The sequence below is a fragment of the Vibrio sp. V04_P4A5T148 genome (assembly GCF_963875605.1).
GTDB lineage: Bacteria > Pseudomonadota > Gammaproteobacteria > Enterobacterales > Vibrionaceae > Vibrio > Vibrio anguillarum.
The window spans coordinates 1-14935 of the sequence record NZ_CAWNMS010000017.1; the positions used below are offsets into that span (position 1 = coordinate 1).

16 protein-coding genes and 1 rRNA gene are annotated in these 14935 nt (G+C 47.7%); 8 read left to right on the forward strand and 9 right to left on the reverse strand.

Annotation, left to right across the window (positions count from 1 at the left end; all coding sequences use genetic code 11):
* Nucleotides 1-92 (reverse strand): 16S ribosomal RNA (locus AACT18_RS00960); the annotation flags it as partial.
* A 553-nt stretch (nt 93-645) separates the two neighbouring features.
* On the opposite strand from AACT18_RS00960, the gene AACT18_RS00965 reads away from it, so the two are divergent.
* Entirely contained in the window at nt 646-1194 is a 549-nt protein-coding gene (locus tag AACT18_RS00965; protein ID WP_069212092.1) for a gamma carbonic anhydrase family protein, read from the forward strand.
* Here AACT18_RS00965 and AACT18_RS00970 read toward each other — a convergent pair whose 3' ends face one another.
* The 4 genes from AACT18_RS00970 to AACT18_RS00985 all read right to left on the reverse strand — a co-directional run bounded on the left by AACT18_RS00970 (nt 1195) and on the right by AACT18_RS00985 (nt 3851).
* On the reverse strand, nt 1195-1461 hold the full coding sequence (locus tag AACT18_RS00970) for a DUF1488 family protein (RefSeq protein ID WP_010319906.1): 267 nt from the start codon (nt 1459-1461) through the stop codon (nt 1195-1197). It lies immediately after the preceding gene.
* 2 nt (nt 1462-1463) lie between these two features.
* Nucleotides 1464-2294 carry a shikimate dehydrogenase gene (gene aroE / locus AACT18_RS00975; protein ID WP_064624069.1) on the reverse strand — a complete coding sequence of 277 codons (831 nt, stop codon included), beginning with the start codon at nt 2292-2294 and terminating at the stop codon, nt 1464-1466.
* Nucleotides 2295-2358: 64 nt separating this feature from the next.
* Nucleotides 2359-3273, reverse strand: a complete 915-nt coding sequence (gene hemF, locus AACT18_RS00980; RefSeq protein WP_010319908.1) for an oxygen-dependent coproporphyrinogen oxidase — start codon at nt 3271-3273, stop codon at nt 2359-2361.
* Nucleotides 3274-3293: 20 nt separating this feature from the next.
* Nucleotides 3294-3851 (reverse strand): L-threonylcarbamoyladenylate synthase, encoded by a 558-nt coding sequence (locus tag AACT18_RS00985; protein WP_017043689.1) that lies wholly within the window; start codon nt 3849-3851, stop codon nt 3294-3296.
* Between the two features lie 200 nt (nt 3852-4051).
* Between AACT18_RS00985 and purE the strand changes: the two genes are divergently transcribed.
* Together purE and AACT18_RS00995 are read left to right on the forward strand one after the other, a co-directional pair.
* Nucleotides 4052-4537, forward strand: coding sequence for a 5-(carboxyamino)imidazole ribonucleotide mutase (purE, locus tag AACT18_RS00990; protein ID WP_010319910.1), 486 nt, complete (start codon nt 4052-4054; stop codon nt 4535-4537).
* A 4-nt stretch (nt 4538-4541) separates the two neighbouring features.
* Nucleotides 4542-5681: a 5-(carboxyamino)imidazole ribonucleotide synthase gene (locus AACT18_RS00995; protein WP_094125638.1), complete on the forward strand. Its 1140-nt coding sequence runs from the start codon at nt 4542-4544 to the stop codon at nt 5679-5681.
* Nucleotides 5682-5753: 72 nt separating this feature from the next.
* Here the strand turns inward: AACT18_RS00995 and AACT18_RS01000 are convergent, their stop codons facing one another.
* Genes AACT18_RS01000 through AACT18_RS01015 form a run of 4 tightly spaced genes read right to left on the reverse strand, consistent with a single transcriptional unit; the run spans nt 5754 to nt 9072 of the window.
* Entirely contained in the window at nt 5754-6326 is a 573-nt protein-coding gene (locus AACT18_RS01000; RefSeq protein WP_176428318.1) for a DNA topoisomerase family protein, read from the reverse strand.
* A 27-nt stretch (nt 6327-6353) separates the two neighbouring features.
* Entirely contained in the window at nt 6354-6830 is a 477-nt protein-coding gene (locus AACT18_RS01005; RefSeq protein WP_013855530.1) for a DUF494 family protein, read from the reverse strand.
* A 2-nt stretch (nt 6831-6832) separates the two neighbouring features.
* Nucleotides 6833-7942, reverse strand: coding sequence for a DNA-processing protein DprA (gene dprA, locus AACT18_RS01010; RefSeq protein WP_094125640.1), 1110 nt, complete (start codon nt 7940-7942; stop codon nt 6833-6835).
* Nucleotides 7942-9072, reverse strand: a complete 1131-nt coding sequence (locus AACT18_RS01015; RefSeq protein ID WP_094125641.1) for a LysM peptidoglycan-binding domain-containing protein — start codon at nt 9070-9072, stop codon at nt 7942-7944. The genes dprA and AACT18_RS01015 overlap by 1 nt, the downstream gene beginning before the upstream one ends.
* Nucleotides 9073-9212: 140 nt before the next feature.
* On the opposite strand from AACT18_RS01015, the gene def reads away from it, so the two are divergent.
* The 5 genes from def (at nt 9213) to AACT18_RS01040 (ending at nt 14935) form a co-directional block, all read left to right on the forward strand.
* Nucleotides 9213-9722 carry a peptide deformylase gene (gene def, locus AACT18_RS01020; RefSeq protein ID WP_038148727.1) on the forward strand — a complete coding sequence of 170 codons (510 nt, stop codon included), beginning with the start codon at nt 9213-9215 and terminating at the stop codon, nt 9720-9722.
* A 16-nt stretch (nt 9723-9738) separates the two neighbouring features.
* A complete protein-coding gene (gene fmt / locus AACT18_RS01025) occupies nt 9739-10686 on the forward strand; it encodes a methionyl-tRNA formyltransferase (RefSeq protein WP_094125642.1) in 948 nt (315 codons plus the stop codon).
* A gap of 59 nt (nt 10687-10745) precedes the next feature.
* Nucleotides 10746-12026 (forward strand): 16S rRNA (cytosine(967)-C(5))-methyltransferase RsmB, encoded by a 1281-nt coding sequence (gene rsmB / locus AACT18_RS01030; protein WP_094125643.1) that lies wholly within the window; start codon nt 10746-10748, stop codon nt 12024-12026.
* Between the two features lie 74 nt (nt 12027-12100).
* On the forward strand, nt 12101-13477 hold the full coding sequence (trkA, locus tag AACT18_RS01035) for a Trk system potassium transporter TrkA (RefSeq protein WP_026027554.1): 1377 nt from the start codon (nt 12101-12103) through the stop codon (nt 13475-13477).
* Between the two features lie 12 nt (nt 13478-13489).
* A complete protein-coding gene (locus tag AACT18_RS01040) occupies nt 13490-14935 on the forward strand; it encodes a TrkH family potassium uptake protein (protein ID WP_017043680.1) in 1446 nt (481 codons plus the stop codon).

Genomic DNA, 14935 nt, shown 5'->3' on the forward strand with positions numbered 1-14935 from the left:
AAGGAACAAGTTCCTCTGTGCTGCCGCTCGACTTGCATGTGTTAGGCCTGCCGCCAGCGTTCAATCTGAGCCATGATCAAACTCTTCAATTAAAGTTTTGTTGGTCCTAAGACCGGCTCAATGAATACTGACTTCAAAACTGCTCTTACTCGAAAGTAAAAAAGTAATTTTAAAGCTATTGTTGTTCCAACAGAACAACAATGAATTGACTGTGCCAAAATCAAGTAAACTTGATTCTTATTGGTCACTCAGTTCATTGATAAATCTTTTTTGATTATCATCAACGAGTGCCCACACAGATTGATAGGTTTATATTGTTAAAGAGCATTCTTCGCTGGGTTGCCGAGGCTTCCTTTGAAGAGGCGGCCATTCTAGCGAGATAATGAAAAGTGTCAAACACTTTATTAAATTATTTCGTCTTACTGATTTGACCTACTGATTGGCTGGCTGGTTGGGCTTGAACCCTTACTGGCTGTGCCGTGTCAGTGAGGCGGCATTATAGAGATCGCCGTCACGTTGGCAACCCCTTTTTGCTGTTTTTTTTTGATTTTCTGTTCGTTGGGATAATTTTTATTCAAAAAGAGTTGTTTTGACGCTATTTCTGTTTAATTTATCTTATGGCGTCAGTTATTAAAGGAGACGAGCATGTCATCAATTCGTAGTTATAAAGGAATATCCCCACAAATCGGACAGCGCGTCTATATAGATAGTAGCTCAGTGTTGGTTGGCGATATTGTTTTAGGCGATGATTCCAGCATATGGCCATTGGTTGCAGCCAGAGGCGATGTAAACCATATTCACATTGGCCAACGTAGCAACATTCAAGATGGCAGCGTACTGCACGTGACTCATAAAAACACCGAAAACCCGGATGGTTTTCCACTTATTATTGGCGATGACGTCACAATTGGCCATAAAGTGATGCTGCATGGTTGCGTAATCCATGATCGAGTCTTAATTGGCATGGGAGCAATTGTGCTCGATGGCGTAGTCGTTGAATCGGAGGTGATGGTTGGAGCTGGCAGTTTAGTGCCACCAAACAAGGTATTGGCCAGCGGCTATCTTTATGTAGGATCCCCAGTGAAACAGATCCGCCCGCTAACAGATAAAGAGCGAGCTTTTTTGCTTAAATCTTCCGACAACTATGTGCAGAACAAAAATGACTATCTTACGAGTGTCAAAGAAAGCCATTAACTAAGCTTTAATCTCTATTTGTCCATCTAAATTGAACGCTTCATCTTCAATCAAGCTTTCAGCAAGCTCTTCAAGGTCAAATCGCCATTGTTCAAAAACTTGAATAGCTTGCTCACCGTTAGTAATCATTTCACCAGACAGATGGCTCAGTACTGACTTGTGTACCGTACACTCGAGCAGAGCTCCCGCGTGTTGAGCAGGAAAAAGTACGCTTTGGCTTGCCGAGTGCCACGTTTGTCGGTCAGGAAATAAAATCGCTTGGTTCATGATTAGCCTTCTAGATTTTTTCTCAGTTCTCTCAATATTTGTCGAGAACCCGGCCTGAGTCCGCGCCATAGCATAAAGCTCTCCGCAGCTTGCCCAACCAACATCCCCAAACCATCATAAGCATGAGCGCAATGATGACTTAATGCCCACTGATTGAATGTTGTTAATCCTTTGCCATACATCATGTCATAGGCCACACTGCTCTTACTGAAGATCGTCGGAGCGATATTTGGCAATTCACCATCTAAACTAGCCGAGGTCGAGTTAATGATGAGGTCAAAATGTTGATTAATCTCTTCCAACGCGATTGCTTTTACCGCGCCAAAGGGACTAAAAAGCGTGGCGAGCTGCTCGGCTTTTGCAAAGGTACGGTTGGTAATCACAAGACTTGTAGGGTGCTGATCGAGTAAGGGCTTAATCACGCCGCGCGCCGCGCCGCCAGCACCAATCACTAAAATAGAAGCGTCTCGTAGTGGCACTTGGTACTGAAGCAAATCTTGAACCAGCCCTTCACCATCGGTGTTATCACCGATAATTTCGCCATCATCTAATTTTTTCAGTGTATTGACCGCGCCTGCAAGTTGAGCTCGCTCGGTTAATCGATCCGCAAACTGATACGCTTCTTCTTTAAAAGGCACGGTAATGTTGCACCCTCGGCCACCGGAGGCAAAAAAGGTTTCAGCCGCTTGTTTAAAGCCATCTAGAGCCGCGAGTTGAGCGGTATAGTGCATTTCCTGACTGGTTTGCCGTGCAAAAAGTGTGTGGATCATCGGCGACTTACTGTGCCCAATCGGATTACCAAATACTGCATATTGATCAATGTGCTGAGCCATATCCTTGCCTCTCGATAATTAACAGGGCCACCTCGGCGCCCCTATCATTGAAAATGTACCGCTGTCACCACTCCCTCGGCAGCAAGAAGGTGTTTAATTTCGCCTCTGCGCTGCCCTCTTCCGCTTGATAACGATATTGCCAACGAGCTAATGGCGGCATCGACATTAAAATCGATTCCGTTCGACCGCCACTTTGCAAACCAAACAATGTGCCGCGATCATACACTAAGTTGAACTCTACATAGCGACCACGGCGATAAAGTTGAAACTGGCGCTCTCTGTCACCGTACTCCATCGCTTGGCGACGTTCAACAATCGGCAAATACGCAGCGGTGTATCCTTTACCGACAGCTTGCATATAAGCAAAACAGCGCTCAAATCCCCAAGCGTTTAAATCATCGAAAAATAGGCCACCAATACCGCGCGTTTCATTGCGATGAGGGAGGAAGAAATACTCATCGCACCACGATTTATGTTCGGCATACACTTTTTCACCAAAAGGAACACACAGTGCTTTCGCTGTGGCATGCCATGATTGAGCATCTTCTTCAAACGGATAGAAAGGCGTTAAGTCAAATCCTCCGCCAAACCACCAGATAGGATCTTCGCCTTCTTTTTCAGCGATGAAGAAACGAACATTGGCATGAGAAGTCGGAACATAGGGATTGTTTGGATGCATCACCAAAGAAACCCCCATCGCTTCAAAATGACGTCCAGCTAATTCAGGGCGATGCGCGGTCGCTGAAGCGGGCATTTGCTGCCCTTGCACATGCGAGAAATTCACGCCGCCTTGTTCAAAAACACGGCCTTCTTTCATCACTCGAGTTCGCCCACCGCCTCCCAAACGCTCACTCGGTTCGCGATGCCATGCATCTTCTTCAAACAGTGCTTGGCCATCCGCTTGTTCAAGTTGCTGGCAAATGGAATCTTGCAGCTCAAGCAAAAATTGTTTGACGGCTTGCTTATCAATGGTTGGCATCGCTTGCTTCCTTAGCAGGGTTAACCCTGTCTTAATACTTGTGAGGTTTTCGCGTCACGAATTTCACTGGGCTTATTTCGACCACCGGTTTGACCATCTAAAATCGCAACCAGTTGCTCACCCAGTTGCGATTCAACTTCTTCCGTTGTCAGGCAAGGTGCAAGACCACTTAAATTCGCACTGGTCGAGGTTAATGGTTTTCCAAACGCATTGCATAGCTTTTGCACTAAAGGATGATCTGTCACACGTACGGCTATCGAATCAAATTGCCCACTCACCCAAGTAGAGACTTTATCACTGGTCGGCATTATCCATGTTACAGGGCCAGGCCAGGTGGCATGTACTCGTGCAAGCTGCTCTGATGTCAACTGGCTCTCATCAATATAAGGAAGCAATTGTTCGTAAGAGGCCGCAATTAAAATCAACCCCTTTTCCACAGGACGCTGCTTGAGCGCTAAGAGCTTCTGAATGGCTTGCGGGTTATCTGGGTCACACCCAACCCCAAACACGCCTTCCGTTGGGTAGGCAATTACTTCACCGTCACGTAGAGCCTGCAAAGTGTGTTCAAAGTTATTCACAAAAACTGTCCATCGGTTTCTTTAATACAGTGCGGCTAAGTGTACAAACTTCGTTGAAAACTGGCTAAAGCTATTTGTTTATAAAATGTATCAATTGCACAATTAAGCTGACGCAAACGTTTTCCTAAGGAAAAAATACTCGTATAATGCGCGCAAATTATCCCGCTCACCCCATTTTTAGAAGTATTAAGGAGTTTGAGATGAAAGTCGGAATTATCATGGGTTCAAAATCCGATTGGCCCACAATGAAGCTAGCTGCTGACATGTTGGATCAATTTGGTGTGGCATACGAAACCAAAGTTGTCTCTGCTCACCGCACACCTCAACTTCTTGCCGATTACGCCACCAGCGCAAGAGAACGCGGCCTTAAAGTCATCATAGCTGGCGCAGGCGGAGCCGCACACCTGCCGGGCATGACAGCAGCGTTTACTAGCTTGCCGGTACTTGGCGTTCCCGTTCAGTCAAAGGCACTCAAAGGGATGGACTCTTTACTCTCGATTGTGCAAATGCCAAAAGGGATTGCGGTGGGCACCTTAGCTATTGGAGAAGCAGGCGCGGCCAATGCTGGGCTGCTTGCCGCGCAAATCATCGGCACCAGTGATGAGGCCGTCATGGCAAAAGTGGAAGCATTTCGTTTAGCACAAACTGAAGCGGTGTTGAGCCACCCTAACCCTGCAGAGGATTGATACTATGCACGTTTTAGTCTTGGGCGCTGGGCAACTGGCACGCATGATGGCGCTGGCTGGCGCTCCGCTGAACATTCAAATCTCCGCTTTTGATGTGGGCAGCGGTAACATCGTCCATCCTTTGACATTACACATCACTGGTCATGGTTTAGACAATGCGATCAAACAAGCGGATGTCATTACCGCTGAATTTGAGCATATTCCCCATGAAATCCTCACTGTTTGTGAGCAAAGTGGTAAGTTTCTTCCTAGCGTCGAAGCCATTAAAGCCGGAGGCGATCGCCGTCTTGAAAAAGCGCTACTCGATGAAGCCAACGCAAAAAATGGCCAATACTTTGTGATTAATACTCGTGAAGATTTAGATGCCGCGATAACCAACATCGGCCTACCTATAGTTCTAAAAAGTGCACTGGGTGGCTATGACGGAAAGGGTCAATGGCGTTTAAAAGAAGCTTCACAAGCAGAGCTCATTTGGCCAGAAATGGAAGCCTGTATCCAAGCCACTCCGACTCAAGCGATAGTGGCAGAGCAGTTTGTCCCCTTTGATCGTGAAGTCTCGTTAGTCGGCGCGCGTGCCAAAGATGGCAGCATCGCGGTTTACCCGCTGGCAGAAAATGTGCACATCAACGGTGTACTAAGTTTATCAACGGCGATAGATGACCCTGCCTTGCAAGAGCAAGCACTGTCGATGTTTACCTCGGTTGCCGCTCGTCTCAATTATGTCGGTGTGCTAGCGCTCGAGTTTTTTGATGTGCAGGGAACATTGTTGGTGAATGAAATTGCACCACGAGTCCATAACTCTGGTCACTGGACACAGCAAGGCGCAGAAACCTGTCAATTTGAGAATCACCTTCGCGCAGTATGTGGCTTACCTTTAGGCAGCACGAAGTTACTTCGCCCAACCGCGATGATTAATATTTTGGGTGAGGACAATTTACCAGAAGCCGTGATGGCGATTGAAGGCTGCCACATTCATTGGTATGGCAAAGAGAAACGTGCTGGGCGCAAAATGGGCCATATTAATGTCAGTGCAGATTACAACGCGCAGTTGCAACGAACGCTCTGTCGCTTGGCTGAAGTGCTTGATGCGACAACGTATCCAGCCTTGCACCATTTTGTTCAAGCGCTCAAGCCGACTCTCTAAAACAAACCTAATTGACGATAAATACGGATAAAAAATGGCACGTTCAATGTGCCATTTTCATATGCCGTCACTTTACTCTGTGGCGGATTGAATATGACCACATTTTCGATCAGCACATTGCAGCTTGATACCACTGGCGAGTTTTTTCTCTATCAATAATTCAAACCCACATTTTTCGCATTTACCGGCAACAGGTTGCTGATTAACGGCAAACTTGCATTTAGGGTAATTATCGCAAGCATGAAAAGTTTTACCATGGCGCGTTTTTCGCTCCACTAAATGGCCTTTCAAACATTCAGGACAAAGCTGTTTTGACTGAGGAACATTGTCTGCAGGGGAATCTGTATCTTGGATATGGTGGCAATGCGGATAATGACTACACCCGATAAACATGCCATAACGACCTTGGCGTAACACTAATTCATGGCCACACTCTGGGCATGGCACACCCAACTCCTTAACGATATGACCATCATTTTGCTGCAGCGGCTTAATATAGTCACAATTGGGATAATGGTTACAGCCTAAAAACAGCCCATGCTTACCCCGACGAAGCTGTAATTGGCCACCACATTGCGGACAAGGCTCATGCTGCAGCGCTTGTCCATGCGCAGAAAAAAGGGGGGACTCGGTTTTACGACTCATAATGCTCAACTAAACGAACGGCTGCAATCAATGCAAAATACCTTGATCTTTGGTGTATAGCAGCTCTTCCATAAGCGTGTAAGCATTTTCATTTCCCGGTACATTAAATAGCACCATCAAAATGATCCACTTTAAGTCATCCAATTCAAATTCATTGGTTTCTAAACCCATCACTCGATCAATCACCATTTCACGAATTTCAGGAGTTAATACTTTCACTTGTTCAAGGAACAATAAAAAACCTCGGCTTTCAAGATCCAGCCTGTCCATCTCTTGTGCTGTGTACATCCGCATCGAAGTCGCAGCACTGGTTGCCATCGCTGAATGAGCATCGGTTTGTTGCAATGCCGCAAGCTCTTCTAACCAATTCAGGGCCTTATAGATATCTTTCTGGTGAAAACCGGCTCGAAGCAATTCATCTTCAAGCTCATCTTGATCGACTTGCAAATCTACATCGCTATGGACGTAGGTTTCAAATAGATACATCAATATATCCATCATCATAGCTAACCCTTCCCCTTACGAATATAGCCGCCAGAAACGGCAACAACATGACCTGAAAGCTCAAGTTCTAAAAGCTGCATCATGACTTCATGGACAGGTATATGGGTCCTGCTCGCAAGAATATCAACAGGCGTAGCCTCTACTCCTACGTTAGCTAACAGTTCAGCAAATGGCAATTGCTGATCGCTCTGTACAGAAAATAAATCAGGTTGAGGCTGCTTTTGGCGCAATGACCAGTCTACTAAGGTGCCGATTTCAGATAATACTTGTTCACTGTTTTGCACCAAGCACGCCCCACAACGAATAAGTTGATTACTACCGTGGCAATTTGGGTTAGCAATGGAGCCCGGAATAACAAACACATCTCGCCCTTGCTCAGCCGCATAGCGCGCCGTGATCAACGAACCACTTTTCTCCGCCGCTTCCACCACTAAAACACCAACAGCTAACCCGCTGATAATGCGATTTCGCCGCGGAAAGTTATCCGGTCTTGGTTTGGCTTGGGGACGAAATTCCGAGACTAATGCTCCGCTTTCCATCACCCGTTGTGCTAATTTTTTATGTCGCGCTGGGTAAATAGATTCAAGGCCCGAACCGAGCACGGCTATCGTCTCACCACCCGCTTGCAACGCACCGTCATGAGCATGTCCATCAATACCTAATGCCAAACCACTGGTGACAAGTAAGCCCTGTTGCACAAATTCTCGCGCAAACTGATGAGCAACTCGTTGGCCATCAGGGCTCGCATTACGACTGCCGACGATCGCCATTTGCGGATCAGAGAGTGCTGTTATTCGTCCTTTGACAAATAAAACCGGAGGTGCGGTAGCAATTTCTTTTAGTAACGAAGGGTAACCATCGCAAAATGGAGTAAGGATGTGATGAGACTCATTAGCTTGCTGCCAACTTAAACATTCTTCAACTTCTTGAGGGGCCGTCTCGCGCAGATAACGGATTTGATCTTGAACTAGACCCAACGCGGCTAACTCCCGCTCGGAATAGTCAATTAAATGAGCAAGAGAAGCGACGCTAGCAAGACGAGAAAGTTTCTTGCCACCCAATTTTGGCACAAAGCTGAATGCTAGCCACGCCGCTAATTCGTTCTGCTCCATCAGCTTGCAGTATCATCCTTAACCATCGAATCCGTATCGGCTTGTTCATTTAGCTCGATTGTTAGCTCTGGTTTGAGCGGCGAAACCGCGATTACACTTTTACCAATCGGCACGAGGCTATCGGTAATCAAAGCCAAGCTAAAATATTCATAAGGTCGAATGACCATCAAACTGCCCACCAAGCTGCTTGGTAATTGCAGGGTTTCATCAAGGTTCTGTTGGTGCTGTCCTTTTTTTCCAGACACTTTAGAACCGGCTTGAATCAAATCAAACATCGTCCCTTGACGCAGTTGATCTGCAAGGCCTTTATCGATCACAACTACCTGATTCTGCGCCGAATACTCACTACCCTCCAACGATCCTAGGATATGCGTTTCAGCTTGTAGTCGCGATGGCGATGGGAAAAAAGTAGTTGAAAGCGTTAAGGTTTCGACGCCCACTTCAGGCAGGGCAATATCATTGACTCTTATCTCTTGTTGCTGTGCGGTGATGGTTAGCCCGCTAAAAGCCTCATCAGCGGAGACCAATTCACCAGTAGCAATCAAACGCAAAGCAACCATGGTTTTATTTTTCGCGGCGGCATCACGACGAGAAAACTCAGCGATTTCACGATAAATACCCCATTTGGGGTGAGTCTGTTGCCCGCTTATGTAGAGCGTATCTTGCGCCGTCAGGTATTGTTTACCGTCGCTGGCACCGAGCACACGCTGGCTTTCTTGTAATGTTTGCTTATCCAGTAAGCGATCCGTATGCAGATACGGCAACACTAATCCCTCTTGCACCGTCGGAACCGCTTTTTTCTCAAGCACACGCACTTTCGGACTCAACTTGACCATAGGTTTTAAACTCAACACCGGCTGTCCGTTACGCCAGACTAAGGTCAGCTTATCGCCGGGATAAATCAAATGCGGGTTATCGATCTCTGGGTTAATTTGCCATAAACGTGGCCACAACCACGGGTTATCAAGATAGAGCGCAGAAATACCCCACAAGGTATCTCCTTTGACGACCGTGTATGTCTGCGGGGCATTTGCTTTGACGGTGAGCGCCATATCCTCCGCCGCCAACGCATTAACGGCCAATGACAACGGTAAAAACACACACACTAAATAACGAATAAATCGTAACATGACCTCTGTTCCTTGGCCGAAATAAGTAAGGATGAATCAGATTATTAACATTTGGATGCTGTCATTTGGGTCATAAAATGTCTAGAATTGAGCCAACAAGCTTTAAGCTGTTTCGGCACAGTTCAATATTTCGAGTGTATATGTCTGTATTACAAGTATTAACATTCCCAGATGATCGTCTTCGTACCGTGGCAAAACCGGTAGAGAAAGTGACACCTGAGATCCAAAAAATCGTCGATGACATGATTGAGACTATGTACGACGAGGACGGTATCGGCCTTGCCGCAACGCAAGTCGATATTCACCAACGCATCGTTGTGATCGATATTTCAGAGAGTCGCGACCAGCCAATGGTTCTGATTAACCCTGAAATTTTAGAGAAACGCGGTGAAGATGGCATTGAAGAAGGCTGTCTGTCGGTCCCGGGCTCACGCGCCCTTGTTCCTCGCGCAGCAGAAGTCACAGTCAAAGCGTTAGATCGTGATGGCAACGAATTCTCATTTGAAGCGGATGACCTTTTAGCCATTTGTGTTCAACACGAGCTTGATCACTTACAAGGCAAATTGTTTGTGGATTACCTTTCGCCATTAAAGCGTAAGCGTATTAGAGATAAGCTAGAGAAAATCAAACGCTATAACGAAAAAAACTAACTTAAGTGAGGTTACCTTGAGCCAATCATTACGCATTGTGTTTGCAGGTACTCCGGACTTCGCCGCCCGTCATTTGGCGGCGTTGTTGTCTTCGGAGCATGAGGTTATCGCGGTGTACACTAAACCAGATAGCCCGGCAGGACGCGGTAAAAAACTGACCGCCAGTCCAGTGAAACAGATGGCCGTTGAGCACGATATTGCTGTGTATCAACCAGAGAACTTTAAGAGCGACGAAGCCAAGCAAGCGCTCGCCGATCTCAACGCAGATTTAATGGTAGTGGTCGCTTACGGATTACTGCTACCGAAGGCCGTACTTGATATGCCAAGACTTGGCTGTATTAACGTACACGGTTCCATTCTGCCACGGTGGCGTGGTGCCGCACCGATCCAACGCTCGATCTGGGCGGGAGACAGTGAAACGGGTGTAACCATCATGCAAATGGATGTTGGCCTAGATACGGGCGATATGCTCAAAATTGCTAAGCTGCCGATTGAGGCAACAGACACCAGCGCTTCTATGTATGACAAACTGGCCGAGTTAGGCCCACAAGCGTTGGTAGAATGCATCGCCGATATCGCCAGTGGCAAAGCGATTGCCACTCAACAAGATGATACATTGGCCAACTACGCACAAAAACTTAGCAAAGAAGAAGCCAAAATCGATTGGTCAGCGGATGCTGCTTTTATTGAACGCTGCGTGCGCGCTTTCAATCCATGGCCAATGAGCCATTTTGATGTGGCTGAGAACAGCATTAAAGTGTGGCAAAGTCGCGTTGAAGCACAAACCAGCGACCACCCTGCAGGCACGATTGTTCAAGCCGATAAATCGGGTATTTATGTGGCAACCGGCAACGGCTTACTGGTGCTTGAGCAGTTGCAGGTGCCGGGCAAAAAAGCGATGTCAGTGCAAGACATTCTCAATTCGCGCGCAAGCTGGTTTGAAGTCGGTACACAACTTAGCTAAACCTTAACGAGGGCAGAGATGCCCTCATTGATTTTCATTTATTTAAAGTCGGTACTTCTATGAATGTTCGCGCAGCTGCGGCTAACGTGTTGTTTCAAGTGGTTGATAAAGGCCACTCACTTTCTCACGCACTTCCTGCGGCGCAAAAAACCATCCGCCCAAGAGACCACGCTCTGTTGCAAGAGATCTGCTATGGGGCTTTGCGTTATTTGCCTCGTTTGGAATCAATTGCCAATGAGCTAATGGACAACCCACTGAAAGGGAAAAAGCGGGTTTTTCACCATCTTATTTTAGTTGGTATCTACCAATTGAGCTTTATGCGCATTCCCGCTCACGCCGCAGTAGCCGAGACGGTTGAAGGCACCAAAACATTGCGCGGTGAAAATTTAGGTGGACTAATCAACGCCGTATTGCGCAGCTACTTGCGCGATCAAGAAGCACTGGACGCTATCGCCGTTAGCCACAACGCAGGCAAATATGGCCACCCAAGTTGGCTACTTAAACTGTTACAACAAGCGTACCCAGAACAGTGGGAAACGGTTGTGCAAGCGAACAATCAAAAAGCGCCAATGTGGTTGCGCGTCAACCGTCAGCACCACACTCGTGATGAATATCTTGCACTACTAGCTAGCGAAAATATCGAGTGCAGCGTGCACTCTCACGCCGCCGACGCAATAAAACTCGCTGCACCTTGCGATGTAACGCTTTTACCCGGTTTTGATCGTGGTTGGGTATCGGTGCAAGATGCCGCTGCGCAGTTAGCGATTGACTACCTTCAACCTAAAGCAGGCGAGCTGATTTTAGATTGCTGCGCCGCCCCAGGGGGTAAAACCGCGCATATCCTAGAGCACACACACGATACTGAAGTGGTTGCGATTGACAGCGATGCAACCCGCCTTGAACGCGTCTATGACAACTTAGAACGCCTGCAACTTCGCGCTGATGTGATCTGCGGTGATGCTCGTTACCCTGAAGAGTGGTGGCATGGCGAACAGTTTGACCGAATTTTATTAGATGCACCTTGCTCTGCCACTGGGGTTATTCGCCGTCATCCAGACATCAAATGGCTACGTCGTGGTAGCGATATTGAGGCATTGGCTCAATTACAAAGCGAAATACTGGACGCAATGTGGAAGCAATTAAAAGTCGGTGGCACTATGGTTTACGCAACCTGCTCAGTCACTCCACAAGAAAACAGCTTGCAGGTCAAAGCCTTCTTAGAACGAACTCATAACGCTCAATTAGTGGGTTCCGATCGTGAGCAGCCGGGGCGTCAGATACTCCCCGGAGAAGAAGATATGGACGGTTTTTACTACGCAGTATTAACCAAACAAGCGTAAATTCGACGCACATTGGCAGCATTATTGCTGCCTTTTCAGTGGCCGATATTCGGCAGGTAGAAAGAGAACAGAGTATGAAAATCATTATTCTTGGTGCAGGTCAGGTCGGTGGCACACTGGCCGAAAACTTGGTCGGCGAGAACAATGACATCACCATTGTCGACAAAAATAGTGACCGCTTGCGCGAGCTGCAAGACAAGTACGATTTGCGGGTGATTCATGGCCACGCCAGCCACCCTGATGTACTGCGTGAAGCGGGCGCACAGGACGCGGACATGCTGGTTGCGGTCACCAATACCGACGAAACCAACATGGCGGCATGCCAGGTGGCGTTCTCTTTGTTTAATACGCCCAACCGAATTGCGCGTATTCGTTCTCCTGAATATCTGCTTGAAAAAGAGACTTTGTTTCAGTCAGGCGCGATCCCGGTGGATCACCTCATCGCTCCTGAAGAGCTAGTGACGAGCTATATTGAACGGTTGATCCAATACCCCGGCGCACTGCAAGTAGTGAGTTTTGCCGAAGAGAAAGTGAGCCTAGTGGCTGTGAAAGCTTACTACGGCGGGCCATTGGTGGGTAATGCTCTTTCAGCGCTGCGTGAACACATGCCGCACATTGATACCCGCGTCGCGGCCATTTTCCGCCAAGGTCGGCCGATTCGCCCGCAAGGCACCACCATTATTGAAGCTGACGATGAAGTGTTCTTCGTGGCAGCCAGTAATCATATTCGCTCGGTCATGAGTGAGCTACAGCGGCTGGAAAAAACCTATCGCCGTATCATGATTGTTGGCGGGGGTAACATTGGGGCAAGCTTAGCCAAACGTTTAGAGCACAGCTACAGCGTTAAACTGATTGAGCGTAATTACCCACGTGCAGAGCAGTTATCGGAAGAGTTAGAAAACACCATAGTATTTTGTGGTGATGCGGCGGACCAAGAGCTGCTAGCCGAAGAGAACATCGACCAAGTCGATGTATTTATTGCGCTCACCAACGAAGATGAAACCAACATCATGTCCGCCATGCTCGCCAAGCGTATGGGTGCGAAAAAAGTGATGGTGCTTATCCAGCGTGGCGCGTATGTCGACCTCGTACAAGGCGGCGTGATTGATGTCGCGATTTCACCCCAACAAGCCACCATTTCCGCACTGCTGACTCACGTACGTCGTGCCGATATCGTTAACGTCTCTTCGCTACGCCGTGGCGCGGCAGAAGCGATTGAAGCAATTGCACATGGCGACCAAAACACCTCTAAAGTGGTGGGACGCGCAGTGGGTGATATTAAACTGCCACCGGGCACAACCATTGGCGCGATTGTGCGTGGTGAAGAAGTGTTAATCGCCCATGACCGCACTATTATCGAGCAAGATGATCACGTGGTGATGTTCTTAGTGGATAAAAAGTACGTGCCCGATGTGGAAGCCTTGTTCCAACCTAGCCCATTTTTCCTATAGGTCATTGGCGTCATGCTGAATTTACGCCCCATTTCATTCGTTATAGGACTCGTGCTGTCTAAGCTCGCCCTATTTATGTATGTGCCGACACTGGTTGCTTTTTTTACCGGTACGGGTGGCTTCCTTGATTTTGCTCAAGCGGTCATCATCACTCATATTGTCGCCTTTATCTGCTTAAGCTTGGGGCGTACCGCGCACTTTAAGCTCAGCGTGCGCGATATGTTTCTCATCACCAGCTTAGTGTGGACGGTTGCCAGCGCTTTCGCGGCGCTCCCTTTCGTCTTTATCAACCACATCAGCTTTACCGACGCCTACTTTGAAACCATGTCAGGGTTAACCACTACAGGCTCAACCGTGCTCAGTGGCCTTGATAATATGCCGCCCAGCATCTTGTTGTGGCGTTCTATTCTGCAATGGCTTGGTGGGGTTGGGTTTATCGTAATGGCAGTAGCGGTATTACCAATGCTCAATGTGGGTGGGATGAAATTGTTCCAAACCGAATCGTCTGATTGGTCCGATAAAAGTAGCCCACGCGCCAAAACTGTCGCGAAAAATATTGTGCTGGTCTATTTGGTACTGACCTTACTGTGCTTGATTGGCTACATCCTCACTGGCATGACGCTTTTTGAAGCGATCAACCACTCATTCACCACCTTGTCGACTGGTGGATATTCCACCTCCGACGGTTCGATGAACCACTTCTCAAACGGTGCACATTGGGTAGCAACGCTGTTTATGTTTTTGGGGGGCTTGCCCTTTCTACTGTTTGTCGCTGCGGCCCGAAAACAAAATATCAAAGTGATCATAAAAGACGCACAAGTTCGCGGATTTGCTTATCTTTTCCTAATTGCCAGTCTCATCATTGCGTTGTGGCTGAATCTCAAACTAGGCTACTACTGGTTGGACGCTCTGCGAGTGGCGATGTTTAATATCGTTTCAGTGGTCACGACTACTGGTTTTGGTTTGGAAGATTTCACCGCCTGGGGCGCACTGCCAAGCACGCTGTTCATCTTCTTAATGGCAGCAGGAGCTTGTTCCGGCTCAACCTCTGGTGGGATTAAAGTGTTCCGCTTCCAAATTGCGATGACGCTGCTCAATAAACAAATTATGAAGTTGGTCCATCCATCAGGCATCTTCGTACAGCGCTATAATCATCGTCCGGTTAATGATGATATTGTCCGCTCAGTCGTCGCTTTTGGTTTAACCTTTTTCATCACTGTCATTGCTATCGCAGGCGCGCTCAGTGCAATGGGGCTTGACCCTGTCACCAGCATTTCAGGTTCCATCACCGCCGTCGCCAACGTTGGTCCCGGAATGGGCTCGGTGATTGGTCCAACGGGCAACTTCGCACCACTGCCTGACGCAGCAAAGTGGGTTCTGAGCTTAGGGATGTTGATGGGGCGTTTAGAAATTTTGACGATTATCGTTCTGTTTTTCCCTGCATTTTGGCGACGTTAA

Excerpts from the sequence above, each read along its gene's own strand:
- AACT18_RS00965 (WP_069212092.1), top strand. The coding sequence starts at position 646 with ATGTCATCAATTCGTAGTTATAAAGGAATATCCCCACAAATCGGACAG.
- AACT18_RS00970 (WP_010319906.1), bottom strand. The coding sequence starts at position 1,461 with ATGAACCAAGCGATTTTATTTCCTGACCGACAAACGTGGCACTCGGCA.
- aroE (WP_064624069.1), bottom strand. The coding sequence starts at position 2,294 with ATGGCTCAGCACATTGATCAATATGCAGTATTTGGTAATCCGATTGGG.
- hemF (WP_010319908.1), bottom strand. The coding sequence starts at position 3,273 with ATGCCAACCATTGATAAGCAAGCCGTCAAACAATTTTTGCTTGAGCTG.
- purE (WP_010319910.1), top strand. The coding sequence starts at position 4,052 with ATGAAAGTCGGAATTATCATGGGTTCAAAATCCGATTGGCCCACAATG.
- AACT18_RS00995 (WP_094125638.1), top strand. The coding sequence starts at position 4,542 with ATGCACGTTTTAGTCTTGGGCGCTGGGCAACTGGCACGCATGATGGCG.
- AACT18_RS01000 (WP_176428318.1), bottom strand. The coding sequence starts at position 6,326 with ATGAGTCGTAAAACCGAGTCCCCCCTTTTTTCTGCGCATGGACAAGCG.
- AACT18_RS01005 (WP_013855530.1), bottom strand. The coding sequence starts at position 6,830 with ATGATGATGGATATATTGATGTATCTATTTGAAACCTACGTCCATAGC.
- dprA (WP_094125640.1), bottom strand. The coding sequence starts at position 7,942 with ATGGAGCAGAACGAATTAGCGGCGTGGCTAGCATTCAGCTTTGTGCCA.
- AACT18_RS01015 (WP_094125641.1), bottom strand. The coding sequence starts at position 9,072 with ATGTTACGATTTATTCGTTATTTAGTGTGTGTGTTTTTACCGTTGTCA.
- def (WP_038148727.1), top strand. The coding sequence starts at position 9,213 with ATGTCTGTATTACAAGTATTAACATTCCCAGATGATCGTCTTCGTACC.
- rsmB (WP_094125643.1), top strand. The coding sequence starts at position 10,746 with ATGAATGTTCGCGCAGCTGCGGCTAACGTGTTGTTTCAAGTGGTTGAT.
- trkA (WP_026027554.1), top strand. The coding sequence starts at position 12,101 with ATGAAAATCATTATTCTTGGTGCAGGTCAGGTCGGTGGCACACTGGCC.
- AACT18_RS01040 (WP_017043680.1), top strand. The coding sequence starts at position 13,490 with ATGCTGAATTTACGCCCCATTTCATTCGTTATAGGACTCGTGCTGTCT.